The 26,405-nt window shown below is 69.9% G+C and carries 23 protein-coding genes; 6 read left to right on the plus strand and 17 right to left on the minus strand.

Going from position 1 to position 26,405, the window contains the following annotated elements:
• Window positions 1-28 precede the first annotated feature (28 nt).
• Window positions 29-349: a ferredoxin gene (gene fdxA / locus IE136_RS14180; RefSeq protein WP_003985062.1), complete on the minus strand. Its 321-nt coding sequence runs from the start codon at window positions 347-349 to the stop codon at window positions 29-31.
• A 112-nt stretch (window positions 350-461) separates the two neighbouring features.
• Here fdxA and IE136_RS14185 point away from each other — a divergent pair, with 112 nt between their 5' ends.
• Both IE136_RS14185 and IE136_RS14190 read left to right on the plus strand, forming a co-directional pair.
• A complete protein-coding gene (locus tag IE136_RS14185; RefSeq protein WP_189600498.1) occupies window positions 462-1,463 on the plus strand; it encodes a GNAT family N-acetyltransferase in 1,002 nt (333 codons plus the stop codon).
• On the plus strand, window positions 1,460-2,278 hold the full coding sequence (locus IE136_RS14190) for a transglutaminase family protein (protein WP_158990118.1): 819 nt from the start codon (window positions 1,460-1,462) through the stop codon (window positions 2,276-2,278). The genes IE136_RS14185 and IE136_RS14190 overlap by 4 nt, the downstream gene beginning before the upstream one ends.
• A gap of 14 nt (window positions 2,279-2,292) precedes the next feature.
• On the opposite strand, the gene IE136_RS35595 is transcribed toward IE136_RS14190, so the two are convergent.
• The gene (locus tag IE136_RS35595) at window positions 2,293-2,826 is read right to left on the minus strand and encodes a hypothetical protein (RefSeq protein ID WP_229818836.1); all 534 of its coding nucleotides are present in this window, start codon (window positions 2,824-2,826) and stop codon (window positions 2,293-2,295) included.
• 490 nt (window positions 2,827-3,316) lie between these two features.
• Between IE136_RS35595 and IE136_RS14200 the strand changes: the two genes are divergently transcribed.
• The 3 genes from IE136_RS14200 to IE136_RS14210 all read left to right on the plus strand — a co-directional run bounded on the left by IE136_RS14200 (window position 3,317) and on the right by IE136_RS14210 (window position 7,047).
• Entirely contained in the window at window positions 3,317-4,036 is a 720-nt protein-coding gene (locus IE136_RS14200; protein ID WP_158990116.1) for a DUF6333 family protein, read from the plus strand.
• A gap of 205 nt (window positions 4,037-4,241) precedes the next feature.
• The gene (locus IE136_RS14205) at window positions 4,242-6,662 is read left to right on the plus strand and encodes an LPXTG cell wall anchor domain-containing protein (RefSeq protein WP_158990114.1); all 2,421 of its coding nucleotides are present in this window, start codon (window positions 4,242-4,244) and stop codon (window positions 6,660-6,662) included.
• Between the two features lie 238 nt (window positions 6,663-6,900).
• A complete protein-coding gene (locus tag IE136_RS14210; protein ID WP_229818837.1) occupies window positions 6,901-7,047 on the plus strand; it encodes a hypothetical protein in 147 nt (48 codons plus the stop codon).
• A 59-nt stretch (window positions 7,048-7,106) separates the two neighbouring features.
• On the opposite strand, the gene IE136_RS14215 is transcribed toward IE136_RS14210, so the two are convergent.
• The 4 genes from IE136_RS14215 to IE136_RS14230 form a co-directional block, all read right to left on the minus strand.
• On the minus strand, window positions 7,107-9,287 hold the full coding sequence (locus IE136_RS14215; protein ID WP_189600499.1) for a hypothetical protein: 2,181 nt from the start codon (window positions 9,285-9,287) through the stop codon (window positions 7,107-7,109).
• 175 nt (window positions 9,288-9,462) lie between these two features.
• Window positions 9,463-9,807, minus strand: coding sequence for a DUF6113 family protein (locus IE136_RS14220; RefSeq protein WP_158990110.1), 345 nt, complete (start codon window positions 9,805-9,807; stop codon window positions 9,463-9,465).
• Window positions 9,804-10,694 (minus strand): N-acetyl-1-D-myo-inositol-2-amino-2-deoxy-alpha-D-glucopyranoside deacetylase, encoded by an 891-nt coding sequence (gene mshB / locus IE136_RS14225; protein ID WP_189600500.1) that lies wholly within the window; start codon window positions 10,692-10,694, stop codon window positions 9,804-9,806. The genes IE136_RS14220 and mshB overlap by 4 nt, the downstream gene beginning before the upstream one ends.
• A 56-nt stretch (window positions 10,695-10,750) precedes the next feature.
• Entirely contained in the window at window positions 10,751-10,945 is a 195-nt protein-coding gene (locus IE136_RS14230; RefSeq protein WP_158990106.1) for a hypothetical protein, read from the minus strand.
• Between the two features lie 166 nt (window positions 10,946-11,111).
• Here IE136_RS14230 and IE136_RS14235 point away from each other — a divergent pair, with 166 nt between their 5' ends.
• Window positions 11,112-13,259, plus strand: coding sequence for a S9 family peptidase (locus IE136_RS14235; protein ID WP_189600501.1), 2,148 nt, complete (start codon window positions 11,112-11,114; stop codon window positions 13,257-13,259).
• 35 nt (window positions 13,260-13,294) lie between these two features.
• Here IE136_RS14235 and IE136_RS14240 read toward each other — a convergent pair whose 3' ends face one another.
• The 11 genes from IE136_RS14240 to IE136_RS14290 all read right to left on the minus strand — a co-directional run bounded on the left by IE136_RS14240 (window position 13,295) and on the right by IE136_RS14290 (window position 26,192).
• Window positions 13,295-14,239, minus strand: a complete 945-nt coding sequence (locus tag IE136_RS14240; RefSeq protein ID WP_189600502.1) for a hypothetical protein — start codon at window positions 14,237-14,239, stop codon at window positions 13,295-13,297.
• A 239-nt stretch (window positions 14,240-14,478) separates the two neighbouring features.
• Complete coding sequence (locus IE136_RS14245) at window positions 14,479-15,549, minus strand: ABC transporter ATP-binding protein (protein WP_158990102.1); 1,071 nt, start codon at window positions 15,547-15,549, stop codon at window positions 14,479-14,481.
• Window positions 15,542-16,525, minus strand: a complete 984-nt coding sequence (locus IE136_RS14250) for an ABC transporter ATP-binding protein (protein ID WP_158990100.1) — start codon at window positions 16,523-16,525, stop codon at window positions 15,542-15,544. Before IE136_RS14250 ends, IE136_RS14245 begins: the two co-directional genes overlap by 8 nt.
• A 6-nt stretch (window positions 16,526-16,531) precedes the next feature.
• On the minus strand, window positions 16,532-17,512 hold the full coding sequence (locus IE136_RS14255; protein ID WP_158990098.1) for an ABC transporter permease: 981 nt from the start codon (window positions 17,510-17,512) through the stop codon (window positions 16,532-16,534).
• Window positions 17,505-18,428: an ABC transporter permease gene (locus IE136_RS14260; protein ID WP_158990096.1), complete on the minus strand. Its 924-nt coding sequence runs from the start codon at window positions 18,426-18,428 to the stop codon at window positions 17,505-17,507. The genes IE136_RS14255 and IE136_RS14260 overlap by 8 nt, the downstream gene beginning before the upstream one ends.
• Window positions 18,429-18,503: 75 nt before the next feature.
• Complete coding sequence (locus IE136_RS14265; RefSeq protein WP_189600503.1) at window positions 18,504-20,129, minus strand: peptide ABC transporter substrate-binding protein; 1,626 nt, start codon at window positions 20,127-20,129, stop codon at window positions 18,504-18,506.
• Window positions 20,130-20,278: 149 nt separating this feature from the next.
• Window positions 20,279-21,427 (minus strand): ABC transporter ATP-binding protein, encoded by a 1,149-nt coding sequence (locus IE136_RS14270; protein WP_158990092.1) that lies wholly within the window; start codon window positions 21,425-21,427, stop codon window positions 20,279-20,281.
• Complete coding sequence (locus tag IE136_RS14275; protein ID WP_373309064.1) at window positions 21,420-22,487, minus strand: ABC transporter ATP-binding protein; 1,068 nt, start codon at window positions 22,485-22,487, stop codon at window positions 21,420-21,422. Before IE136_RS14275 ends, IE136_RS14270 begins: the two co-directional genes overlap by 8 nt.
• 14 nt (window positions 22,488-22,501) lie before the next feature.
• The gene (locus IE136_RS14280) at window positions 22,502-23,458 is read right to left on the minus strand and encodes an ABC transporter permease (RefSeq protein WP_158990090.1); all 957 of its coding nucleotides are present in this window, start codon (window positions 23,456-23,458) and stop codon (window positions 22,502-22,504) included.
• The gene (locus tag IE136_RS14285; protein ID WP_162467859.1) at window positions 23,451-24,383 is read right to left on the minus strand and encodes an ABC transporter permease; all 933 of its coding nucleotides are present in this window, start codon (window positions 24,381-24,383) and stop codon (window positions 23,451-23,453) included. Before IE136_RS14285 ends, IE136_RS14280 begins: the two co-directional genes overlap by 8 nt.
• 171 nt (window positions 24,384-24,554) lie before the next feature.
• Window positions 24,555-26,192, minus strand: coding sequence for a peptide ABC transporter substrate-binding protein (locus IE136_RS14290; protein ID WP_158990086.1), 1,638 nt, complete (start codon window positions 26,190-26,192; stop codon window positions 24,555-24,557).
• Between the last annotated feature and the right edge of the window lie 213 nt (window positions 26,193-26,405).

Raw genomic sequence — 26,405 nt, forward strand, 5'->3', positions numbered from 1 at the left:
AGGCCGTACGGGACCGAATGCGGCTCGATCAGCCGTTCTGCGGCGGCAGAGCGGCGATGAAGGGGTGGTCGCGCTCGATCAGGCCGAGCTTGGAGGCACCACCGGGCGAACCGAGCTCGTCGAAGAACTCGACGTTCGCCTTGTAGTAGTCCTTCCACTCCTCCGGGGTGTCGTCCTCGTAGAAGATGGCCTCGACCGGGCAGACCGGCTCACAAGCACCACAGTCGACGCATTCGTCCGGGTGGATGTACAAGGACCGGGAGCCCTCGTAGATGCAGTCGACGGGGCACTCCTCGATGCATGCCTTGTCCTTGACGTCGACACAAGGCTGCGCGATGACGTAGGTCACGCTGTCGTTCCTCCTCGGTAGGGCTGGTCTGCGCGGGAGCGCGGCGTCGTCGATGCCCGCCCCTAGTATCTCCGTTCTCGGGGACGATCCGAACAGGAGGGGCTGAGAAGCTGTGGAATTCACCGCAGGAGGTCGCCTTGAGGTGCGTATGACCCACGCTGACGTGGGAAAACGTGTCTCAGTTCGGTACGTGACAGAGGCGTCCGACGCGGGCGGGAGGTTCACCGACGCGGTCGGCGTTCTCACATCCTGGGACGCGGGTGTGCTGCTGATCACACGCCGGACCGGTGAGAGCGTCCGGATCGCGGAATCCTCCCTGGTCGCGGGCAAGGTCGTCCCCGCGGCGCCGGCCCGCAGGCGCGGGCCCGCCGCCTCCTTCGAGGAGCTGGCGCGGGTCACCGCCCGCGCCTGGGAGCCGGTGGAGAGTGAGCCGCTGGGCGGGTGGACGCTGCGGGCGGCGGCGGGATTCACCCGCCGGGCCAACTCCGTCCTTCCCCTCGGCGACCCGGGGCTGCCGCTGGACGAGGCCCTGGCGCGGGTGCGCGACTGGTACGCAGAGCGGGATCTCCCGGCGTACCTGCAGACGGCGACGGGGGCGGAGGGCACGCAGGAGCTGCTCTGCGCGGAGCTGGAGCGGCGCGGCTGGCGCTCGGAGGTCACGGCGGAGGTACGGGTCGGAGCGCTCGCGCCGGTCGGGGACCTGGACGCGGACATCTCGTCCGTCCGGCTCTCCCGCTCCCTGGACGAATCCTGGCTCCACCGCTACAACCGTTCGGGTGTGCCCGGGCCCCATGTGGTGAGCGTCCTCTCCAGCGGTCCGAGTGTGTGGTTCGCGTCCGTACCGGGCACGGGAGACGTACCGGCCGCGATCGGACGCTGTGTGGTGGACGGCCGCTGGGCCGGGTTCATGGCGGTGGAGGTCGACCCGGCGCACCGGCGTCGGGGGATCGCCTCGGCCGTCATGACGGCGCTCGCCCGGCAGGCCCTCGACGAGGGCGCCTCGGCGGCCTGGCTCCAGGTGGAGACCGACAACGAGGGGGCGCGGGCGCTGTACGAGGGCATGGGCTTCGCGGTCCATCACCACTACCACCACTACGGAGCGGCCGAGGCATGACGGACTGGCGGCAGGAGTTCGCGGAGGAGGCCCGGGCGGAGCGCCCGGACCTGGCCCGGCTGTGCCTGCTGATCGGTGCCGTGGCGGACGGCTCGGTCACGGAGGCCGATCTGGACGCGGCCGAGATCGAACTGGACCGGCTGGCCGGTGAACTGCCGTACGGCGCCCGGGACGCGGCGGACTGGGGGACGGCGCTCGCCCGGCTGCTCGGCGGGCGGTACGGCTTCCATGGGACACAGGCCGACTACCTGCGCCTGGAGTCCTCGCTGCTGCACGAGGTCCTGCGACGCCGGCGAGGTCTGCCGATCCTGCTGTCGGTGGTGTGGATGGAGGTCGCCCGCCGGGCGGGTGCGCCGGTGTACGGGCTCGGGCTGCCGGGCCACTTCGTGGTCGGCTTCGGCGACCCGGCGGAGCAGGCCCTCGCGGACCCGTTCGCGGGCGGCCGGGCGATGACGGGCATGGACGCGGAGCTGCTGGTGGCGGGCGCGACGGGCGAGCCGCTCGAACCGTCGGTGCTGCGCCCCGCGGGCCCGCTGGAGATCGTCCTGCGCATCCTGAACAACATCCGCGCCTGGGCCTCCCCGCGGCCGGAGCGCTCGGGCGTCGCCCTGTGGGCGGTGGAGCTGGCCCTGCTGCTGCCCTCCCACCCGGCGCGGCTCCGCTACGACCGCGCGGAACTGCTGGTACAGCGGGGTGACTTCCTGGCCGGCGCGGCGGAGATGGAGTCGTACGCCTCGGTCGTCGCCGCCGTCGAACCGAGCGCCGCGGCCACGATCCGCAACCGCGCCCAGGCGGCGCGGGCGCTGCTGAACTAGGAGCCGCGCGGCGGTCAGGCGGCGGGCGGGACGGTCCAGCGCAGGACGGTTCGGCCCTCCCGGGGTGCGAGGGTGGCGGGGTAGACCTGGCCCCAGGCGCGCTCGCCGTGGTGGCGTACGGAGTGGTCGCCCGGGTCCCAGTCGAGGCCGAGGACGGGGCAGCCGGCGATGTCGACGATGCCGTTCAGCAGCGGACGGGTCCAGCCGGCCCGGCGGAGGCGGTGGTGATCGGTGTGCCCCGCCACGTCGGTCATGAGCCCGTTCCCCTTGCCCGGCCCCGTCCGGTTCCACGCGCGGAGGCGTTCCTCGATCGCCCGGGCCTCGGACAGCGGGAGGTCGAGCCAGCCGTACGGGCCGGAGCCCCAAGAGGTGTTCACGATGCGCTCACCACCGAAGGCGGCGTGGGCCTCTTCCTCGTACCTCCCCCAGTAGGTGAGGTCGGCGAGACCGTCGACAGCCTCGCCGTCCATGCCGACGAAGGAGTCGAGCGCCCGCGCGTCCCCCAGGACCATGCCGCACCGGTCGACGGGCAGGTCCCCGAGCGGCACCGGTCTGTCGTCCTCCCCTTCGGGCCAGGGGAGACCGAGGTCCACCTCCAGGACGGAGATGGTCGGCTCACCGTCGAAGGGTGACGGCGAGGTCCGCGCCCGCACCCACAGGGGGGGCGGTCCGTGGCGGCCGGTACGGCGATGGCCTCGCAGGTCGAAGGCGGGCGTTCGCCCTCCTCCGGCCCGTACAGATGACCGCCGCCCCGCGCGGCCGCGTCGGCGGCGCGCTCGGAGAGCGGCCTGCCCACCTCGGGCCAGTGATCGATCCAGCCGGCCATGCCCAGGACCAGCGTCCCGGAGGGGGCGGCCACCGCTCCGAGGTCGACGTACGCCGGTGAGGTCCCGGTGGTTTCGGCCATACGCCGATTGAACCGCACGGCACGCACAGCGCTCTCACTCGGGGCGGTCCCGGGGGGGCGGACGATGACGATGCGGGCCCGAACTCCGGTTGGGGGTACGGCTGTCGGTGGGCACCACTACGGTTGCGGTCATGAACAGCAACGGTTTTTGGACCTCGCCCGCGGACCGGATCGTCCGCGGCTCCATGGGGCACTGCAACCTGACTGTCCTCCAGGCCCCCTACGACGTGGACGGCCGCGCCCTGCCGGCCAACGACCCGGTGCGGGCCGCCGAGTTCGCGGCCTCCTGCGACACGGTCGAGGAGATCCTCGAAGACCTCGGGGCCCGGTCCGCCCTGGAAACTCCCTACCCCGACCGGCGGAGCGATCTGGACGTCGTCCAGGCCGGCGCGTGGGGCCATGTCCTGGGGATCTGCGATCCGGCGTTCGCCGACAACGGCAACGACACCCCGCTGCTCCACGGGGCCAAGGTCCTGCGGGAGCGGTTCCCCGACGCCCGCGTCGTCGGCCGCGTCCACTTCCACGCCGGCGCCGACCACACCGAGGACCTCGTGTGGCTTCCGGACGGCGCCATGTTCCACGCCTCGGGATGGCCCGGTGACGAACCGTTCGTCGTCAGCGGTGACCCCGACGCCGTGATCGCCTCGCTGGGCCTGACCGGCGAGACGCTGGAGGGCGCCGGTCTCTACTTGGACGAGGACGAGCCCAACGAGACCGAGTGGTCCGCCCTCGCCACCCTCGCCCTGGGTCAGGCGGATCCCTGGAACCGTCCCGACGTCCAGACCTCCGCGTTCCGCGTCCGTCACACCGAGTCCGCCGTCCGTGCCATGGAGCACCTGTACTTCATCTGATCAACTCCCCCTGGGACAGGGCTGGTTGGCGTCTTCTCGACAACACGGTCAATCGCGGTTGCGACTGCGACGGATGGTCTACTGTGGCGATTGACGGCGCGTACATGTCACGGGGGCCTTGCGCGCCGCCGTACACCCCCCGGCCCCCCACCGAGGGAAGACGAGCACCTTGAACCGAAGGTTACGCATACCCACCCGCTGGCGAGTGGCGGCACGATGGGCGGCAGCCGGCACACTGGCCGCCGCCGTCACGCTGACCGGCCTCCCCGCCGTCGAGACCGCCCAGGCGGCGGGCCCGCCCGTCATGGCGAAGCCCAAGCCCGGCACCGGCAAGCGCTGCGACACGCGCAACGGCCTCCCGGCCGCCAGGACCACACCGCCGGACTCCGGCTTCCCCGACGACCCCGCCGGGTTGTTCCACAAGTCCAACGAGCTGCCGAAGAACTTCGACTACCCCCTTCCCGGCAGGGCGTTCGACGGGCTCAAAGCCCCGAACGCGGCCCAGCGGCAGCAGGCCATGTCGAAGGTCCCGGGCGACCCGAAGAAGAACGTCGACGCCTGGACCAAGCAGGCCGACAAGTCCGGGGACCCCGAAGACCGGGCGATGGAGATCTACGCCCGCTTCCTCGCGAACAACGAGAACCTCGCCTTCGACCACTGGTTCGAGCACCGGTACATCCGGAACCAGACGAACAACCACAAGGGCTCCGGTTTCGAGCGCCAGCTCGTCAGGGACTACAAGCTCGTCGGCCCGGACTGGCTGTGCGAGTACTACGTCGAGCTCTTCGACAAGGACGGCAACAAGGTCGGCGAGCGCCGCTACGACGCGTACAACAAGCGCACCAAGGAGTTCAACGAGTTCAAGTCCAACAGCAAGCTGGACCCCAAGCAGCTCGCGAAGGACCGGATCGTCGCCAAGTCGATGCCCGACCACACCTTCCGCTTCACCGGCGCGAAGAAGTTCACCCGTGGTCAGGAGCAGCACATCAAGCAGCTCGACGACGACATCAGGAGGGACCGCCCCGGCACGACCAACCAGGTCCGCGGTAACCAGCGGTTCTACAACCCGGTCGGCCGGACCACGCCGATCCCCGGCTACGGCAAGAACGACACGTGGATGGCGCCCGCCTGCCAGGGCATCGTCACCCCGCGCGCGCAGGCCGCCGCCGCTCCGAAGGACTGCGGATCCCGCGGTCCGCTGAACGACCGGATCAACGGCTCCGGCCGCACCCTGGAAGAGGCCAAGCGCATCCAGGCCGATGCCCGGCGCCTCGACACCCGGGGCACCCTCCCCCGCGGCGGCCCCGGCGGCGTGGACTTCACCACCCTGGAGCTGCGCTTCGTCGGCGGCCTGGGCAAGGGCAAGGGCGTGCAGTACAGCATGAAGGCCGACATGATGCCCGAGCCGGACGAGAACCCCGGCTTCGGCGGCCAGGCCAAGATGCAGCTCGCCTCCGACGCCCTGTTCACGTGGCTGGCGCTCACGCCGGAGAAGTTCTGGGTGAACCTCAACCCCGACCAGCCCGACAAGATCATGGACTCGAAGTTCGCGGCCACCGATGCCGGCCGGATCCTCCTCGACGCCGACCTGGACATGAAGTTCGACTTCGCCGAGGCCATCAACCCCGACAAGCACGCCGGCGCACGCCGCTTCTGGGACACGCAGCCCCGCGAGGACGGCATCCCGTGCTTCCCCGAGGTCCGGATGTGGATCGAGCCGGAGGTCGCCCAGGTCCGTGAGCAGGACGGCGGCATCTACATCCTGGACGCGCCGCTGAAGGTGTCCACCGAGTGGATGGATGTGGACTGGTCCGCCCCCGGTGCCCACAACTGCACCTTCACGGAGGCCGAGAAGCGCTTCAGCGAGGCCAACCTGCGCGCGAACGTGATGCCCGAGGTGTCCAAGCGGGTCAACAACGGCGCGAAGTACGCCGACCTGCGCCGGGTCTACACCTCGCGCGTCGCGGCCGAGTACATCCGCCAGCAGGACGCCAAGTCGCCGACTGACTTCCGGCCGATCATCGACTCCAATGACGTCTCCGCCTGGCCGCTGCGTGCCCCGAACGACAAGTGGACCAAGCAGGGCACGTACGACCGGTACATGAAGTCCCTGCGCGAAGGCGTGGAGTGGTTCGAGCTGGAGTACGGCGGCAAGGTCTACAACCAGGGCGTCGGCGGTGTCGATTTCTCCAAGTCGCCGAAGCGGAACATCCCCAAGGTCCGATTCGACCTGGAGAACCGGGACCTGGACAACACCACCCGGAACTCCCTGCGGTCCGACGACGCGTCCTACCGGGACACCGACACCCTCTACCTGGGTGGAAACACCCCCACCGGGGACGACGACACCAACCCCACGCCGACCCCCACCCCGACGCCCACGCCGTCGGACCGGCCCTCCGACACGCCGACCACCCCGGCGCCGGACCCGACCACCCCGCCGACCGGCGGTGGCAGCGGCGGTAGCGGTGGCGGCCAGAACCCGCCGAAGGACCCGGGCGGCGACCTCGCCGACACCGGCTCCTCGACCCCCGTCGGCCTGATCGCCGCTCTCGCGGCGGCCCTCGCGGCGCTCGGCGGCGGACTGCTGTGGTGGAAGCGGCGCCGGACGGCCGGCCAGGAATGACCTGACGCCGTTCGGCCCATGAGGACTCCGGCCCCGCACCCCGCCCACCAGGCGGGATGCGGGGCCGGAGCCATTCGGCCGGCACGAGCGAAGCCCTGCCGCGCGCACCCTGAGCCGCGCCACTGTGTGACCGGAACAACACACAGAGCGAAAGGCTCACGATGCAGACCCCTACGGCCCCGGAACCTTCGTCGCCCACACCGGCACCGACGTCTCCGGCCCTGGCAAGGTCATCGGCGTGGACGGAGCGCACCGGCGGGTGCGGTTCGTGCACTTCGTCGCCACGATCCGCGCCGACGACCTGCGCCCCGCCTCGTCCCGCGAGACCGGGGAGATCCAGGACTGGCTGCGCGCCAAGCGCCGACGGTACGGCGGGGACTGGTGACGGCGGAGCCCCACCCGGCGCTGCCGGGTGGGGCTCCGTCCGCGGTACGGGTACGGGCGTCAGCCCTGGCCGTCGAGGTCGATGACCTTGGTCCGCTCGGCCGTCGTCCTGCCCCGCAGGGCGTCGCGCATCACGAAGGCGACGTCGTCGGCGGAGACCTGGTGCTTCTTGCCGTCGCCCTTGGTGATCATGATGCCGTCGAAGACGCCGTCGAGGAGCTCCTCGATCGCCTTCTTGTCGTAGACCTCCACCAGGCGGCCGTTGACCGGCTTCATGGAGAGGATCTTCGGCAGGGACCGCGCGGGGCCGAACTTGATCTCCTTCGTGCCCGCCTTGATCGTGATCAGGTCGGACATGGCCGGCTTGGCGAAGGCGTTCATCGCCCGGTCCAGCTCCGCCTTGGTGATCGACGGCTGGCGGGTGACGACGGGAAGCTCGACGGCCTTCGTCTGTCCGGTCTCGACCTGGGCGCGGTACGCGTCCCTGACGAAGATCATCGATCGGCCGACGTCCAGGCCCTTGCCCGGCTTGCCCTCCACGGCGGTGACCTTGCCCGGGGAGAACACGATCGTGCCCTCGGTCGCCGAGCCGGACGCGCCGGACACGTCCCTGAGGGCGACGGCCAGCTTCTCCTCGTCCACCGGGAGCTTCGGCTCGGCGACCCGCTCGCCGCCGAAGAGGGAGCCGATCACGGAGACGGGGTTGTAGTCGCTGCCCGCGGCGGCGCGGACGGTCTCCTGGCTGTCCAGGGAGAGACCGGCCTTGTCCGGTGCGAGCGCGACGGTCTTGCCGTCGACGCTCAGCTGGAGGGGGGCGTGGGCGCGTTTCCCGAGCGCGGCCTCCAGCTTGTTGACCGCCTCTTCCTTCGTACCGCCGCCGATGTCGACGCCGAGGACCGTCGTGCCCTTGGGGACGTCGGAGTGGTTGAGGAGCAGTCCCGCGCCATAGGCGACGCCGGCGAGGCCGAACACGCCGACGCCCAGGAGGACGAGCTTGGAGCGGCCCTTCTTCGCCGGGGCGGAGGAGGAGGGCGCGGGGCGCGGGGCGGCGTGCGCCCGGGCCGGCTCGGCTCCCATGACCTCGGGGGCCGAGAAGCGCTCCTGTGGCCTCGCGGTGAAATCAGGAGCGCCCGTGGGCCCGGAGGGCACGACGGGGATGCCGCTGGTGAGCGTGTCACCGGAGACATGGCCGCCGCCGGGGGCGCCGGGGCCCGCGGGGGGAACGGCCGGGCCGGGGCTCTGGGGCGTCAGGACCGCGGTGTCGTCGGACATGCGCGGCGCGCCGCCGAAGGAGGCGCCCCCGAAGGAACCGCCGTCCGGAGCGCCACCGCCCGGAGCACCGGGACCCGGAGCGCCACCGCGCGCCGGACCGGGACCCGGAGCGCCACCGCGCGCCGGACCGGCGCCGATCGGGCTGCTGCCGGTGACGGGACCGCTCGTCGGCCCGTTGGGGGCCTGCGGGGCGGCGCCGCCGAAGTACGGGTCACCGTCCGGACCGTACGCGGCCTCGTCCTGCGGCGGGGTGGACAGGTACGCGGGGGTGCCGCCCGCGGGGGTGGCCGCGATCGAGGCGCCGCCGACCGTCGGGATGCCTCCGGTCGCGGGGCCGGCGAAGCCGGATCCCCGGTTCGGCGCCCCGCCGCCGGGCCTGCGCGGCGCGGACGGCCCCGCACCGGCTCCGGTCGCCGCCGCCCCCGCGCCCATACCCGAAGGACCCGAAGGACCGGAGGGACGTGAGGGGCTCGGAGCGCCCGAAGGCGCGCCGGGCGGCGTCGAGGGCCCCGCCGGGGCGGCCGGAGCGGCCGACTTGCGCGGGGCGAACCAGTCGCTGGTCGGCTTCTCCTCCGCCTTCGGCGGCTCCGCCGGAGCGGCGGCCGGGGCGGCCGGCTCGGGCGCGACACGCTCCGGTTCCGAGGCAGCCTCGGCGGACGGCGGAGGAGATGCCTCGGTGTCGGCCCCCGCGACGGGCTTGCGGACCACCACGGGCGGGATCGGCCGCGAACCCGGGATGTTGATCCGGATCCGGGTCGTCAGCGTGGTCTCGGTCTTCGGCTCCTCCGGCCGCTGCGGAGCGGGCGGGGCGGCGGTGTCGGCAGCGTCGTCGGCCCCGTCCTGCGTGGGGTGGAGCGACGGATACTGGCGGGTTCCGTACGGCGGTGTACCCGACGGGTACGCGGCTCCACCGCGCCCCTGGGCGCCGGAGGACGAACTGTCAGTCTCTCGACCAGTTTCACGACTCAAAGCAGGTTCTCCCGGTTGGCTCCACCGCCCGCTCTCTTGCTGGTGCTCGTGTACCCGGGCGGCTCGGCGGCGCGCACCACCATACTGTCCGCCGCCGCCGCGCACCTGACGGCCGGGGTTCCACTACAGGGCATTTGGGCCGAAGTCAGGGCAGCCCCGGCTCAAGTCGGCCTGCTCACGGGGCCGGTCGCACCGGGCGCCCCAGGGTGGCGCACATCACAGCGACGGCCATGCCTCCCAGGAGGTACACCATTTCCGCGACTCCACCGCCGAAGACACCGTCACCCTCCGGCCGTCCGAGACTGAGCAGGATGATGGCGACGAGCCAGCCGGCCCCGGGGGCCACTATGCCGAGCTGGGTGTCGGTGGCGCGCAGACCGCCGTAGAAGACGCCGGCGGTGGCGAGCAGCGCGAGGGCCAACCCGCCGGGGAACCAGGCGTTCTGGGCGAGCGCGCCCGCCGCTCCGACCAGCGCCCCGAGGACGAGGAAGAGCGCGTACCAGACGATCCGGACGCTCATGCCGTCACTCCCGCGAAGAGGTCGTTCTCCCGCGCGCCCGCCGGCGCGCCCGGTGTACCCCTGACCAACTGGTAGTACTCCGTGGTGAAGATCGGCTGCCCCAGATCGTTGGAGAGGGCGAAGAAGGGGCCGTCGACGGCGATCTGGGTGGCGTGTGCGCGCATCGCGGCGGTCTTGCGGGCGGCCCAGACCGCTCCGCCGTCGATCTCGGTCGTGATGAGCGACTCGTCGACCACGCCGGGCAGATCGCCGGTCTCCGCGACGCCGGGGAAGCGGGTGCCCTCGGCACGCAGCCGGGCGAAGGCGGCTTCGGCGACGGGGCGGGGGATCCGGTTCCAGTAGATCTTGCCGATGGTGTGGGCGGGGCCGAGATCGGACCGGTACGCGGCGTCCGCGGCCAGTTCGGCGGCACGCGTGGCGACGCGGTGGGCCTGGATGTGGTCGGGGTGGCCATAGCCGCCGTCGGGGTCGTAGGTGATCAGGACCTGCGGGCGGGTCTCACGGATCACCTCGACGAGGTACGGCGCGGCGGTGTCGACGTCCGTGTTCCAGAAGGCGCCCTCGCGCCCGTTCTGCTCGGCGCCCATCATCCCGGAGTCACGGAAGCGGCCGGGGCCACCGAGGAAGCGGTGGTCGGTGACGCCCAGCTCCTTCATCGCGGCGGCGAGTTCACCGACGCGGTGGTCACCGAGCCGGTCCTCCCGGTCGGGTGCGAGGTGGGCGAGCCCGGGCGGGATGACCTCGCCCTCCTCGCCGAGCGTGCAGGTCACCAGGGTGACCAGCACCCCCTCGGCCGCGTACCTGGCCATGGTGGCGCCGTTGTTGATCGACTCGTCGTCGGGGTGCGCGTGCACCAGGAGCAGACGACGGGCTGGGAGATCCGTCATGGCCCCACCCTACGAGACACCACGAAGCGAGGCGGGGCCGGTGACCTGCGCGAGGCTCAGAACTTGAGGCCGCCGATCATGCCTGCCACGTTCGTGGTGAGGGAGCTGATGGACGGCGCGATGGACGAGCTCGCCAGGTAGAACCCGAGGAGCGCGCAGACCGCCGCATGTCCAGCCTTCAGCCCGGATTTCCGGATCAGCAGGAAGACGACGATCGCCAGCAGCACCACCGCCGAAATCGAGAGTGCCACGGCGGTTCACCTCCACACTTCTTCGGTCGGATATTCCTACGGTCAGTTCGGCGAGCATGTGCCAGGTGTCCCCTACCCACCTAGCGCTACGGATCATAACTATGTGTGGCTCCGCATCGATGGTGTACGGGGGCACAAGGGGGCGCACGGCGCTAGGTTCGGTCGCATGACCTCCAGGCAACAGCGGTCGTTCCCGCTCTCGTTCCCTCGCCAGTACGCCCGGACGCAGCGCTTCACCCTGGGCGTCCCCCGCTCCTTCACGGTCTCCCCCGACGGTGAACGGGTGGTGTTCCTGCGGTCGTCGTCCGGCACGGACCGCTCGCACGCGCTGTGGGTGCTCGATCCGCAGGGCCGGGCCGGGGAGGCACGGGAGCGGATCGCGGCGGATCCGGAGGCGCTGCTCGCGGGCGCCGCCGAGGAGTTGCCGGCCGAGGAGCGGGCCCGGCGGGAGCGGAGCCGGGAGGGCTCGGGCGGGATCGTGGCCTACGCAGTGGACGGCGCAGTGGAGTTGGCGGCGTTCGCGCTGTCGGGGCGGCTGTTCGTGGCGGAGCTGAGGGCGGGGACGGCGGAGGAACTGCGGGTACCGGGGCCGGTGATCGATCCCCGGCCGTCGCCGGACGGGCGGCACATCGCGTACGTGGCGCGGGGCGCGCTGCGGGTGACGGGCGCCGACGGGGAGGGCGACCGGGCGCTCGCGGAGCCGGAGGACGCGCACACGACGTACGGCCTGGCCGAGTTCGTGGCGGCCGAGGAGATGGACCGTGCGCGGGGGTTCTGGTGGTCGCCGGAGTCGGACCGGCTGCTGGTGGCGCGGGCGGACGACCGGCCGGTGCGGCGCTGGTGGATCGCGGACCCGGCGCATCCGGACCGTGAGCCGCAGGTCGTGGCCTATCCGGCGGCGGGCACGCCCAACGCGGACGTGCGGCTGTACCTGGTGGACCTGGCCGGGGAGCGGACGGAGGTCGGGTGGGACCGGGAGCGGTACCCGTACCTGGCCCGGGTCCACTGGTCGGGGGGCGGGGCTCCGCTGATCCTCGTACAGGCTCGTGACCAACGCACCCAGCTTCATCTGGCGGTGGACACGGTGACCGGGGCGACCCGGACGGTGCATGTCGACGAGGACCCGGCGTGGCTGGAGCTGGTGCCGGGGGTGCCCGCCTGGACTCCGGACGGGCGGCTGGTCCGGGTGGCGGACGAGGGCGGCGCCCGGGTGCTGGCGGCCGGGGACCGGGCGCTGACCGGTGCGGCGCTCCATGTCCGGGCCGTCCTCGACATCGGGGAGAACGACATCCTGGTCTCGGCGTCGGCCGGCGAGGAGGCGGCGGATCCGGAGATCGGCGAGATCCACGTCTACCGGGTGAACGAACGGGGTGTGGAGCGTCTCTCGCGGGGAACCGGAGTCCACGCGGCGGTGCGCTCCGGCGCGGTGACGGTGCTGTCCTCCGCCGGGCCGGACGTTCCGGGAAGCGTGGCGCGGGTCCTGCGGGCCGGCGCGGAGGTGGCGGTGGTCGCCTCGCACGCGGAGCGGCCCGTGCTCTCGGCGCGGGTGCGCCTGCTGGAGGGGGGCGCACGGCGGATTCCGTGCGCCGTCCTGCTCCCCTCGGGGTACGAGGAAGGTGACGGACTTCTGCCCGTCCTCATGGATCCGTACGGTGGGCCTCATGGTCAGCGTGTGGTCGCCGCACACAATCCGCATCTCACGTCCCAGTGGTTCGCCGAACAGGGATTCGCCGTGATCGTGGCGGACGGGCGGGGCACGCCGGGCCGGTCCCCCGCCTGGGAGAAGGCGATCAGGAACGACCTGACACCGACCCTCGACGACCAGGTCGAGGCGCTGCACGCGCTCGCCGGGGACTTCCCGCTGGATCTGAACCGCGTGGCCGTCCGGGGCTGGTCGTACGGCGGCTACCTCGCCGCGCTCGGGGTGCTGCGGCGGCCGGACGTCTTCCACGCGGCGATCGCGGGGGCGCCGGTCACCGACATGCGGCTGTACGACACCCACTACACGGAGCGGTACCTGGGCATGCCGCAGGAGAGTCCGGAGGTGTACGCGGCGAACTCGCTGGTCACCGACGACGGTCTGTCGGCGCCGGAGAACCCGGCACGGCCACTGATGATCATCCATGGACTGGCCGACGACAATGTCGTCGTGGCTCACACCCTGCGGCTCTCCTCAGCGCTGCTCGCGGCGGGCCGGCCCCATGAGGTGCTGCCGTTGACGGGCGTGACGCACATGACGCCTCAGGAGCAGGTGGCGGAGAACCTGCTGCTGCTCCAGGTGGACTTCCTGAAGCGTTCGCTGGGGCTCGCGTAGAGGGGGGCGCGAGCGTCAGCGGCCGGGCGGGCGGGTCACCAGCCGGGCGGGCGCGGGGACGGCGGGGCGGGCGGCAGGACCGGGGTCCGGGGCGGGGCCGGGGCGACGCGCGGCTCGCCCCGGCCGGCGAGCACGGCGAGCACGGCGGCTCCGGCGAGCAGGTCGAACAGCGAGGAGAGCAGGGCGAGTCGTTCGACGCCGTAGAGCCCGGAGAAACGGTCGAGGAGCTCGTACCGTACGGCCGGGGCGAGGCCCATGACGCCCGAGCCGCACAGCAGCGCCCCGGCGACCAGACCGAGGGGGCGGGCGTACGGGGGACGGGCGAAGACGCTGCCCGCGGCGGTCAGGGCGAGGAGGACCAGGACGGCGGTCAGCCAGCCGGGCGGGGGCGCGAGCAGCGGCGCGAGGACGGAGCGGCCGCCGGTGAACCGGTCGACGGTGATCTCGGCGGGGAGTTCGAGCGCCCAGTGGACCTCCCAGGCGGCAGCGACGAGGCCGGCGAGGAGCAGCAGGACGCCGGCGGTGACGGCGGGACCTGGACGCGGCCGGGTGGGGAGGGGCTCGTACGCCGTGTCGGCGGGGCGGCGGCCGGCGGCGGCGGTGACGAGGAGGGCTCCGGCGAGGGCCAGTTCGAGGAGTGTGGTGACCAGGGCGGCGGAGCTCGCGGCGGTGGCCCAGAGGCCGGGGAGCCGGACGGCGAGGGTGACGGCTCCGGTGGCGGCGAGGGCGGAGGCCGCGACCGGTGAGCGCAGGGCGGTTACGGCCGTGACGGCGTAGATCACGATCAGGACCGGGTCGGTCCCGGAGGTGGCGGCTCGTCCGCGGAGCAGCGGGTGGTGGTCCTTGGCCCAGTGCCAGGCGAGATCGGCGGGCGAGCCGGTGGTGACGGCGAGGTCCCGCAGGGTCCAGCCGACGAGGACCAGGGCGAGCGCGACGGAGAGGGCGGCTCCGGCGAGACGTGCTGCGCGAGTCACTGTCACCGGACCGATACTCACGGTCGCGGCCCGCCGAAACAAGGGATTCCGCATATGCCCGGGGGTACGGGCGGCCGGCCGGGACGACATGGTGCGCCCCGGTCGGCCTACGGCACCCGCACGGCCGTACGCTGCCCAGCGTGGCCCGTTCTTATATCGGACCGGGGTCGGCGAAGTTGCCTCCCGGTTAAGGAACATGACGACGTTTCGTCAGCGGATGCGAGCCCGCTCGTGCGAGGCGGCTGCTACTCCCGGTCGTCCTCCGTCGGGACCACGTGCTTCTCCTCGGCGAAATGGCAGGCGGAGTCGTGCTTCGCCGGAGAGTCGGTGAGCCGGAACTCCACGGGGACGGCCAGCGCCGGCACCTCGAGGGCGCAGCGCTCCTGCGCCTTCCAGCAGCGGGTCCGGAAGCGGCAGCCCGAGGGGATGTCGGCCGGGGAGGGCACGTCGCCGGTGAGGACGATGCGCTCGCGGTGGGCGCGGGCCTCCGGATCGGGCACCGGGACCGCGGACAGCAGCGCCTGGGTGTAGGGGTGCGTGGGATGGTCGTAGATCTCGGTGTCGGTGCCGATCTCGACGATCCGGCCGAGGTACATGACGCCGACTCGGTCGGAGATGTGCCGCACGATCGACAGGTCGTGGGCGATGAAGACGTACGACAGCGAGAACTCTCGCTGGAGGTTCTCCAGCAGGTTCACGACCTGCGCCTGGACGGAGACGTCGAGCGCCGAGACCGGCTCGTCGGCGACGATGATCTCCGGCTGGAGCGCCAGGCCGCGGGCGATGCCGATGCGCTGGCGCTGGCCGCCGGAGAACTGGTGCGGATAGCGGTTGATGTACTCCGGGTTGAGGCCGACCACGTCGAGCAGGTCCTGGACCTTCCTGCGGCGCGAGCCCTTGGGGGCGACCTCGGGGTGGATCTCGTACGGCTCTCCGATGATGTCGCCGACGGTCATGCGGGGGTTGAGCGAGGTGTACGGGTCCTGGAACACCATCTGGATGTTGCGCCGCACGGCGCGCAGCGCCTTCGGGGACATCTTCGTGATGTCCTCGCCCTTGTACGAGATGGTGCCGGCCGTCGGGCGTTCCAGATTGACCAGCATCTTCGCCACGGTCGACTTGCCACAGCCGGACTCGCCGACGATGCCGAGGGTCTCGCCCGGTGCGAGGTCGAAAGAGACGCCGTCGACCGCCTTGACCGCACCGACCTGCTTCTTGAACAGGATGCCCTGCGTCAGGGGGTAGTGCTTGTACAGGTCCCGGACCTGGAGGATGGCCTCGGGCTGGAGACTGGCCTCGCCGCGAGCCTCAACCATGGAGGCACTCCTTCCAGTAGTGGCAGGCGCTCCTGCGCGGGACCGGGGACTCGGTGACCTCGTAGAGCGGCGGTACGTCGGTGCGGCACCGGTCCTGGGCGAGGGGGCAGCGGGGGTTGAAGGCACAGCCGGGCGGGATGGCGAGGAGGTTCGGCGGCAGCCCCTTGATCGCGTACAGCTGCGAGCCCTTCTGGTCCAGGCGCGGAATCGATTCGAGCAGGCCCTTGGTGTAGGGGTGGGCGGGTGCCTCGTAGATCTCGTGGACGGGCGCGTGCTCCACGATCCGGCCGGCGTACATCACGGCGATCTTGTCTGCGACGTCGGCGACGACGCCGAGGTCGTGGGTGATGAGGATGAGGCCCATGTGGAGCTCGCGCTGGAGCTCGGCGAGGAGGTCCATGACCTGGGCCTGGACGGTGACGTCGAGCGCGGTGGTCGGCTCGTCGGCGATGATCAGCTCGGGTTCGAGCGCGAGCGCCATCGCGATCATGATGCGCTGGCGCATGCCGCCGGAGAACTGGTGCGGGTACTGGCCCACCCGCTCCTTCGCCGCCGGGATGCGGACCCGGTCCATCAGCTCGACGGCCTTGGCGCGGGAGTCCTTCCTCGACATGCCCCGGTGGACCTGGAACATCTCCCCCAGCTGGTCGCCGACGCTGATCACCGGGTTCAAGGAGGAGAGCGCGTCCTGGAAGATCATGGCCATCTTGGCGCCCCGGACCTTGCGCCGCTCCTCCTCCTTGAGCTTCAGCAGGTCCTGGCCCTGGAAGAGGATCTCGCCGCCGGTGATCCTCCCGGGGGGCATGTCGAGGATGCCCATGACGGCCTGGGCGGTGACGGATTTGCCTGAACCCGACTCGCCGAGCACGGCGAGCGTCTCGCCCTCGTCCACCGAGTAGTCGACACCGTTGACCGCCTTGGCCACCCCGTCCCGGGTGTGGAACTCCACGTGCAGGTCACGGACTTCGAGCAGCATGGGCGTCTACCTCAGCTTGGGGTCGAGGGCGTCGCGCACCGCGTCGCCGAGCATGATGAACGCGAGCACGGTGACGGCCAGCGCGCCCGCCGGCCAGAGCAGCATGTGCGGGGCGTTGCGGATGTACTGCGAGGCCGAGGAGATGTCGATGCCCCAGGACACGGTCGGCGGTTTGAGGCCGACGCCGAGGAACGACAGCGTCGCTTCCAGTGAGATGTAGGTGCCGAGGGCGATGGTCGCCACGACGATGACGGGTGCCAGCGCGTTGGGTGCGATGTGGCGCAGCAGCATGCGGGAGTTGGAGGCGCCCAGGGCCCGGGCCGCCTGCACGTAGTCGTTCTGTTTGGCGGTGATGACGGAGCCGCGGGCGATGCGGGAGAGCTGGGGCCAGCCGAGCAGCACCATGAAGCCGATGACGGGCCAGACGGTGTTGCTGGTGACGACGGAGAGCAGGACGAGTCCGCCGAGGACGACGGGGATGGCGAAGAAGACGTCGGTGATCCGGGAGAGGAAGCCGTCCCAGCCGCCGCCGAAGAAGCCGGCGAGACCGCCGAGGACGGAGCCGAGGACGGCGACGCCGAGGGTGGCGAGGACGCCGACGGCGACGGAGGTCCGGGCGCCGTAGACCGTACGGGTGTAGACGTCGCAGCCCTGGCCGTTGAAGCCGAAGGGGTGGCCGGGCTGGGAGCCCTCCTGGGCCTTGGCGAGGTCGCAGTCGAGGGGGTCTCCCGAGGCGATCAGGGAGGGCCAGATCGAGATGAGGACCAGGAAGAGGATGACGAGCGCGGAGACGATGAAGACGGGGTTGCGGCGCAGGTCGTGCCAGGCGTCGGACCACAGGGAGCGCGGTTTGCCCGCGGGGCCCGTGCCCAGAGGCCCGCCCGGGGTCTTCTCCAGGCTCTCGCCCTCGCTCATCGCGAGATCCACGGCGCCTCCCGCACCGGTGGGGGCGATGGCGGCTCCTTCGTCGTAGTTCGGCTCAGGCATAGCGGATCCTCGGGTCGAGTACGGCGTACAGGAGGTCGACGAGCAGGTTGGCCACCAGGAAGACCAGGACGAGGACGGTCACGAAGCCGACGACGGTCTGCGTGTTCTGGCGGATGATGCCCTGGTAGAGCTGGTAGCCGACGCCGTGGATGTTGAAGATCCGCTCGGTGACGATGGCACCGCCCATCAGCGCGCCGATGTCAGTGCCGATGAAGGTCACGACGGGGATCAGCGAGTTGCGCAGCAGATGGCGGGTGATGACCCGGCGCCGGGGCAGGCCCTTGGCGACGGCGGTACGGACGTAGTCGGCGCGCTTGTTCTCGGCGATCGAGGTCCGGGTGAGCCGGGTGACGTAGGCCAGCGAGACGGAGGCGAGGACGAGGCCGGGGACGATGAGTTCGCCGATGGGGGCCTCGGGCGAGACCGCCGGTTTGATCCAGCCCCATTGGACGCCGAGGAGGAGCTGGAGGAGCAGGCCCGTGACGAAGGTCGGGACGGAGATGACGACCAGGGTCAGCAGCAGCACGGAGGTGTCGATGGGGCGGCCGCGGCGCAGACCGGTGACCACGCCGAGGCTGATTCCGATGACGATCTCGAAGACGATGGCGACGAGGGTGAGCCGGATGGTGACCGGGAAGGCGTTGCCCATCAGCTCGGTGACGGGCTGGCCGTTGAAGGCGGTGCCGAAGTCGCCGGTGAAGACGTTGCCCATGTAGGTCGCGTATTGCTGCCAGACCGGTTTGTCGAGGCCGAACTCGGCCCTCAGTCGGGCGGCGGTTGCCGGGTCGCAGGCGCGGTCGCCGCACAGTCCGGCGATGGGGTCGCCCATCACGTTCACCATCAGGAAGATCAGCAGGGTGGCGCCGAAGAAGACCGGGATCATCTGCAGCAGACGCCGGATCACATAACGACCCATGGGGGGCTCCGGGGGTGGGGGGAAGACGTACGGCCCGGCGCGCGGGGACGCCGGGCCGTACGCCGCTTCCCTGCGTCAGTTGACCTTGATCTCGTTGTAGACGGGGACGCTGAACGGGTTCAGGGCCACATTGGAGACGCGCTCCGAGTAGCCGGCGCTGCCGTTCTGGTACCAGAGCGGAATGGCCCCCATGTCGTCCCGCAGGACCTCCTCGGCCCGCTGGAAGATCTCGACGGCCTTCTGGGTGTCGGGCTCCGCGTTGGCCTGATCGACGAGTTTGTCGAACTCGGGGTTCGACCACTTGCCGTCGTTGGAGGAGGCGTTGGTGTAGTACAGCGGCTGGAGGAAGTTCTGGATGAGCGGGTAGTCCATCTGCCAGCCGGCCCGGAACGGTCCGGTCATCTTCTGCGTGGTGACCTGGTTCCGGTAGTCGGCGAAGGTGCCGACGGGGTTGCCGACGCAGGCCCTGTTGTTGCCGAGCGCGTTGTTGATGGAGTTGCACACGGCGTCCACCCACTCCTTGTGGGAGCCGGTGTCGGCGTTGTACGAGATCCTCATGGTGCCGCCGGGGATGCCGCCGCCCTCGGCGACCAGCTTCTTCGCCTCGGCCGCGTCGTACGAGCAGAAGTCGCCGCAGATGTTCTTGAAGCCGCCCTCCTCGCCGAGGACCGGGGAGGTCCAGTCGACGGCGGGGGTCCGGGTCTTCTGGAAGATCGTCTCGGTGATCTGCTCGCGGTTGATCGCCCGGGAGATGCCCTTGCGGAGCTTGTCGCCGTCGGGGGTGTCCCAGGCCTTGTCGTAGAACGGGATGGACAGCGTCTGGATGATGCCCGCGGGGACGTTGATGTACCGGTCGCCGAGGTCCGCCTCGACGTTCTTGAGCTGGGAGGCGGGCACGTCGTCGACGAGGTCGAGGTTTCCGGCCGTCAGGTCGGTGTAGGCGGTGTTGTTGTCGGTGTAGACCTTGAGGGTCACCCCGCCGTTCTGCGCCTTGTCCTCGCCCGGGTAGCCGTCCCAGCGCTTGAGGGCCATCTGGGAGCCCTTGGCGTACGAGTCGACGGTGTACGGGCCGTTCCCGACGGGCTTGGAGAGCCAGGCGTCGTGGTCGTCGAAGAACGCCTTGGGCAGCGGGGCGAAGGCCGCGTAGCCGAGCGTCTCGGGCCAGAGGGAGAACTTCTGGGAGAGCTTGACGGTGAAGGTCCTGTCGTCGACGACCTTCAGCCCGGACATGGTCTCGGCCTTGGCCTGGCCCTCTTCGGGGTGGACCTGGTCGTAGCCCTCGATCTGGCCGAAGAAGAAGGCGTTCTTCTGGTTGTTCTTCAGGTGGGCGCCGTAGTTCCAGGCGTCGACGAAGGACTTCGCGGTGACCTTCTCGCCGTTGGAGAAGGTCCAGCCGCTCTTGAGGGTGATCCTGAAGTTGGTCGAGTCGGTCGTCTCGATCCTCTCGGCGAGCATGTCCTTGGCCTCGCCGGTCTTGGGGTCGTACTGCTTGAGGCCCCGGAAGATCATGGCGAGGACCTTGCCGCCCTGGACCTCGTTGGTGTTCGCCGGCTCCAGCGGGTTCTGCGGGTCGCCCCAGGAGGAACTCACGATGCCGTCGGCCCCGCTGCCGCCGCTGTCGTCGCCACCGCCGCAGGCGGTCGCCGTGAGGGCGACGGCGAGGGCGAGTGCGGCCCACTTGGCGTGCGTGGCTCCGCGCATGAGGTGCCTCCTGAGGTGCTGTCAGTATCGAGGGACCCAATATCACCCGACTGTGGGCGATATGCACCTTCTCCACACCCATACGGACAAACGCGACGAGGGCGCCCGGACCGCATGGTCCGAGCGCCCTCGTCAGCTACCGCCGGAGGCTACGCCGCGTGGATGACGTCCTTCTCCTCGGCGAAGTGGCACGCCGATTCGTGCGCGGCCGGGGTGTCCTGACCCTGGAAGCGCTCCGGGATCGCGAGGAGCGGAACCTCGGTGGAGCACTTCTCCTCGGCCTTCCAGCACCGGGTGCGGAAGCGGCAGCCCGACGGCGGGTTGGCCGGCGAGGGGACGTCACCGGTGAGGATGATCCGCTCGCGGCCCTCGCGGGCCTCCGGGTCCGGAACCGGGACCGCCGACAGCAGCGCCTGGGTGTAGGGGTGCGTCGGGTGGTCGTAGATCTGCGTGTCCGTACCGATCTCGGCCATCTTGCCGAGGTACATCACGCCGACCCGGTCGGAGATGTGCCGGACGATCGACAGGTCGTGCGCGATGAAGACGTAGGAGAGGTTGAACTCGTCCTGCAGCTTCTCCATCAGGTTGATGACCTGCGCCTGGACGGAGACGTCCAGGGCCGAGACCGGCTCGTCGCAGATGATGATCTCCGGGTTGAGCGCGAGGCCTCGGGCGATGCCGATGCGCTGGCGCTGACCGCCGGAGAACTGGTGCGGGTAGCGGTTGATGTACTCGGGGTTCAGACCGACCACATCGAGCAGCTCCTGCACCTTGCGGCGCCGGTCACCCTTCGGAGCCACCTCGGGGTGGATGTCGAAGGGCTCGCCGATGATGTCGCCCACCGTCATGCGCGGGTTGAGCGAGGTGTACGGGTCCTGGAACACCATCTGGATGTTCCGGCGGACGGCCTTCAGCGCGCGGCCGGACAGCTTGGTGATGTCCTGGCCCTTGTAGAAGACCTCGCCGGCGGTGGCCCGCTCCAGGGTCATCAGGAGCTTGGCGACCGTGGACTTGCCACAGCCGGACTCGCCCACGATGCCGAGGGTCTCGCCCTGGTAGAGGTCGAAGGAGACCCCGTCCACGGCCTTGACGGCGCCGACCTGCTTCTTGAAGAGGATGCCCTGGGTCAGCGGGAAGTGCTTGACCAGGTTGCGCACCTGCAGGATCGGCTCACCGCGCCCGACGGGCGCCTCGATGGCGGCCACGGCCTCCGCCTCGGTGGCGGCGTCGACCGTCTCGACCTCGGTGACGTTCGGAGTCGCGTCCGCGGCCTCACCGTTCTTGCTGAGCTCAGCCATGGATCGTCTCCTTCCAGAAGTGGCAGGCGCTGCCGCGGCCGGGCAGCTCCGTGCCGTCCTGCTCGGCGACCGGCGCGAGCGCCGGGATCTCCGTGCGGCAGATGTCTTCGGCCTTCGGGCAGCGCGGGTTGAAGGCGCAGCCGGTGGGGACGCGGAGCAGGTTGGGCGGCAGACCCTTGATCGCGTACAGCTCCTGGCCCTTCTGGTCCAGGCGCGGGATCGAGTCGAGCAGACCCCGGGTGTACGGGTGGGCCGGGCGCTTGTACAGCTCGTGGACGGGGGCGGTCTCGACGATCCGGCCCGCGTACATGACCGCGATCTTGTCCGCGACGTCGGCGACGACGCCGAGGTCGTGGGTGATCAGGATCAGGCCCATGTTGTATTCGCGCTGGAGCTCCGCGAGGAGGTCCATGACCTGCGCCTGGACCGTCACGTCGAGCGCCGTGGTGGGCTCGTCCGCGATGATCAGATCCGGCTCCAGGGCGAGCGCCATGGCGATCATGATGCGCTGGCGCATACCGCCGGAGAACTGGTGGGGGTAGTCGTTCACCCGCGCCGCGGCGGCGGGGATCTTGACCTTGTCCATCAGCTCGATGGCCTTGGCCTTGGCCTCCTTCTTGGAGAGGCCGTGGTGCACCCGGTACATCTCGCCGAGCTGGTAGCCGACGGTGAGGACCGGGTTCAGGGAGGAGAGCGCGTCCTGGAAGATCATGGCGATCTTCCGGCCGCGGATCTTCCGGCGCTCCTCGTAGGACATCTTGAGCATGTCCTCGCCGCGGAAGAAGATCTCGCCCTGTGGGATCTTGCCCGGCGGCATGTCGAGGATGCCCATGATGGCCTGCGCGGTGACGGACTTGCCGGAGCCGGACTCGCCGAGCACGGCGAGCGTCTCCCCCGCGTTGACGGAGTAGTTGACACCGTTGACCGCCTTGGCCACACCGTCACGGGTGTGGAACTCCACATGCAGGTCACGGACTTCGAGCAGGGGACCGTTGTAGTCGTCGCCGTCGCGCGGCGCGGGAACGGTCGCGGTCTTGCCCGTGTTGTCGATGATGCTCACGTTTTACGCCCTCCTCAGCGCAGCTTGGGGTCGAGGGCGTTGCGGACGGCTTCGCCGAGCATGATGAACGCCAGAACGGTGATGCTCAGCATGATCGACGGGTACAGCAGGATGTGCTGTGCCGTACGGATCTGCGTGACACCGGTGGAGATGTCCACACCCCACGAGACGATGGGCGACGAAAGGCCCAGGCCCAGGTAGGACAGGGTCGCCTCGGCGGAGATGTAGCCGCCGAGCGCGATGGTCGCGACGACGATCACGGGAGCCATGGCGTTCGGCAGGATGTGCCGGAACAGGATGCGGCCGGTGCCGGCGCCGAGCGCCTTGGCGGCCTGGACGTAGTCCGCCTGCTTGACCGTGATCACGGCACCGCGCATCACGCGGGTGATCTGCGTCCAGCCGAGGAACGCCAGGGCGAAGACGACCACCCAGATCGTGCGCTCGGTGAAGGACTGCAGGACGACCATGGCGCCGAGCAGGAACGGGATACCGAAGAAGATGTCGGTGACCCGCGACAGGACCGCGTCGATGATGCCGCCGAAGTAACCGGCGATCATGCCCATGATGCCGCCGATGATGGTGACGATCAGGGTGACGCAGATGCCGACGATGACCGAGGCACGGGTGCCGTGGATCAGACGGGCGTAGACGGAGCGGCCCTGCCCGTCGTAGCCGAGCCAGCCCTCGGAGCCGATCTTGCCGAGCTCCGGCTTGCCGAGGTAGTGGTTCACCAGGTCGCCGACGGTGGGCGAGGCGCTGGTGAAGAGAGACGGGAAGGCGGCGATCAGCAGCAGGAAGAAGATCAGCACCGACGACACGAGGAAGTACGGGTTGCGGCGCAGGTCCACCCAGGCGTCGCCCCAGAGGCTGCGCGCCTTCTCCGCCTTCGGCTGCGGAGCCGGCTCCGCGGCGGAGGGCGGCGCGATGGCGTCCTCGACGGCCTCGGCTGCGGTCTTGGTCACGTCAGGCATAACGGATCCTCGGGTCCAGGACCGCGTACAGCAGGTCGATGAGCAGGCTGGTGGCGAGGTAGACGAGCACCAGGATGGTGACGAGGCCCACGAGCGTGGTGCCCTCACGCCGGGTGATCGACTCGTAGATGAGCCCGCCGACGCCCTTGACGTTGAAGATGCCTTCGGTGACGACCGCGCCGCCCATCAGGGCGCCGATGTCGGTGCCGAGGAAGGTGACGACGGGGATCATCGAGTTGCGCATCAGGTGGACGCCGATGACCCGGCGCTTCGGCAGACCCTTGGCGATGGCCGTACGCATGTAGTCGGCGCGCAGGTTCTCCGCCATGGAGGTACGGGTGAGCCGGGCGACGTACGCGAGGGAGAGACCGCCGAGCACGATGGCCGGCGCGATCAGCTCGGACCACTTCTGCTCGTTGCTGACGTTCGGAGCCATCCAGCCGAGCTCGAAGGCGAAGACCATCTTGATGATGAAGCCCAGCACGAACACGGGAATCGAGATGATCAGCAGCGTGAAGATCAGGACCGCGTTGTCGGCCAGTCGGCCCGCCTTCAGGCCGGCGATGACGCCGAGGCCGATGCCGAAGATCAGCTCGAAGGCGAAGGCCAGGGCGGCGAGCTGAAGGGTGATGGGGAACGCGTCACCCAGCACTTCGGTGACCGGGCGACCGTTGCGGATCTGGTTGCCGAAGTCGAAGTGCAGGATGATGTTGGTCATGTAGTTCCAGTACTGCTGCCAGATAGGCAGGTCCAGTCCCAGTTCTTTTCTCTTCGCGGCCAACGTCGCGGGGTCGACACCCTTGTCACCGAACAGCCCCAGCACGGGGTCGCCGGGCAGGCTGTAGACCATGAAGAAGATCAGAAAGGTCGTCCCGAGGAATACCGGGATCATCTGGAGCAGTCGTCGTGCGACATAGCGCCCCATCATGCCTCCGTTGAGATGTGACAGCGGCAGCCGACGGGCCCTCCCCCGGCCGCCCGCGTCCCGGTCGGTACGCGAACGTCGTGGAAGGGCCCCCCAGCCACTGCGTAAGGCACCGGGCGGGACCGACGATCCGTCAGGTCCCGCGCCGGCGTGCGGACTACGCTTGGGTGGTTACTTCATGACCTCGACGCTGTCCAGGATCGGGTCGCCGTCCTGGCCGTACTTCACGCCGGAGACCTTCTCCGAGAAGCCCGCGTTGACCTTGTAGTACCAGAGCGGGATCGACGGCATGTAGTTGACCAGGTCCTTCTCGATGGCCTGGTACGCCTTCACCGACTCGTCGAGCGTCGCGGCGCTGTCCGCCTTAGCGATGCGGGCGTCGAGCTCCTTGTTGCTGAAGTCACCCTGGTTGCCCGCCGCACCCGTGCGGAACAGGTCGCTGATGAAGTTGGAGTTGACGGGGTAGTCCAGCACCCAGCCCGAGCGGTAGATCGACTTGACCTGCTTGCTCTTACGAGCGGTCAGGTCGGCCTGGAAGTCGGGCTTGCTGTCACCGGTGCACTTGACGCCGGTCGCCTGGGTGATGCTGTTGCAGACCGCGTCGACCCACTCCTTGTGGCCGCCGTCGGCGTTGAACTGGATGGTGATGGCGTTGTTCGGGACGCCACCGCCGGCCTTGATGAGCTCCTTGGCCTTGGCCGGGTCGAACTTGGTGACGTCGCCCGCGGCGTTCTCCTGGAAGCCCAGGACGCCCTTGGCGACCCAGCCGGTCGCCGGCTCACGCGTACCCTGCAGCACCGTCTTGGTGATGGTGGCGCGGTCGATCGCCATCGAGAGGCCCTGGATGACCTTCGGGTCGACCTGCTTGGGCTTCTTCCACTGGTCCGCGTAGAACGCGATGGCCAGCGTCTGGACGGCGGAGTACGCCTGGTCCACGGCGCGGTCACCGAGGTCCTGGCGGTAGACCGGGAGGTCCTTCGGGGCGAGCTGACGCAGGACGTCGACGTTGCCCGACTTCAGGTCCTCGTACGCGGCCTCGAGGGTGGTGTAGTTCTTGAAGAGCACACCGCCGTTCTTGGCCTTGTCTGCGCCCTTGTAACCGTCGTAACGGACGATCTTGATCTGCTTCTTGTGGTCCCAGGACTCGAACTTGTAGGGACCGTTGCCGACCGGCTTCTCACCAGCGGCCTTGGGGTTCTTGTAGAAGGACTCCGGCAGCGGCGCGAACACGATGTAAGCGAGCTTGTGGCCGAAGGCCGGGACGGCGCCCTTGAGCTCGATGGTGAAGGTCGTGTCGTCGATGACCTTCAGGCCGGTGAGCTTGTCGGACGTCGGCTTGGCGCCCTCCTTCTCGGGGTGCACCGCCTCGAAGCCCTTGATGTCCGCGAACCACGAGGACAGGCCCATGGCGTTGCCGATGTTGGCGTTCCAGTTCCACGCGTCCACGTAGGACTTGGCGGTCACCGGAGTGCCGTCGTGGAAGGTCCAGCCCTTCTTGAGCTTCACGGTCCACGTCTTCGAGTCGGTCGTGGTGACCGACTCGGCGTTGACCATCTCGAGCGAGCCGTCTTCCTTGTAGTCGACGAGCTGCGAGAACAGTCCATCCATGACGATGGATCCGTTGTTCTCCATGGTGTCGCCGGTGTGCAGGAGCTTCTCCGGCTCACCCAGCTCCATGGAGTAGATGCCGTTCGGGTCAACCTCACCCTTGGCGTCGCTGCCGCCGCCGTTACCCCCGCCACAGGCGGTCGCTGCCAGGGCGACGACGATCGCGCCCACTACCCACTTGGCGCTCTTGGCACCGCGCATGGGTTCCTCCTCATGAGTCACTGGTTACTACAAGAAGGGCACTTCGAGTCTGCCGACACCCCTGACGGCGATGCACTCAAGTGCCCCGAGTGTGCTCGTGAGTCGGCACTCCCCACAGTGCGCTGACCCATTGACCCGAGCTCAATGGAGCCAACTATTAAGTACGTCCGAGCTGTAAACCACACTTAAGTGGTCTCGTTTTGACAACATCAC

Origin of the sequence: Streptomyces lateritius (genome assembly GCF_014649715.1) — a bacterium.
Taxonomy (GTDB): Bacteria; Actinomycetota; Actinomycetes; order Streptomycetales; family Streptomycetaceae; genus Streptomyces; species Streptomyces lateritius.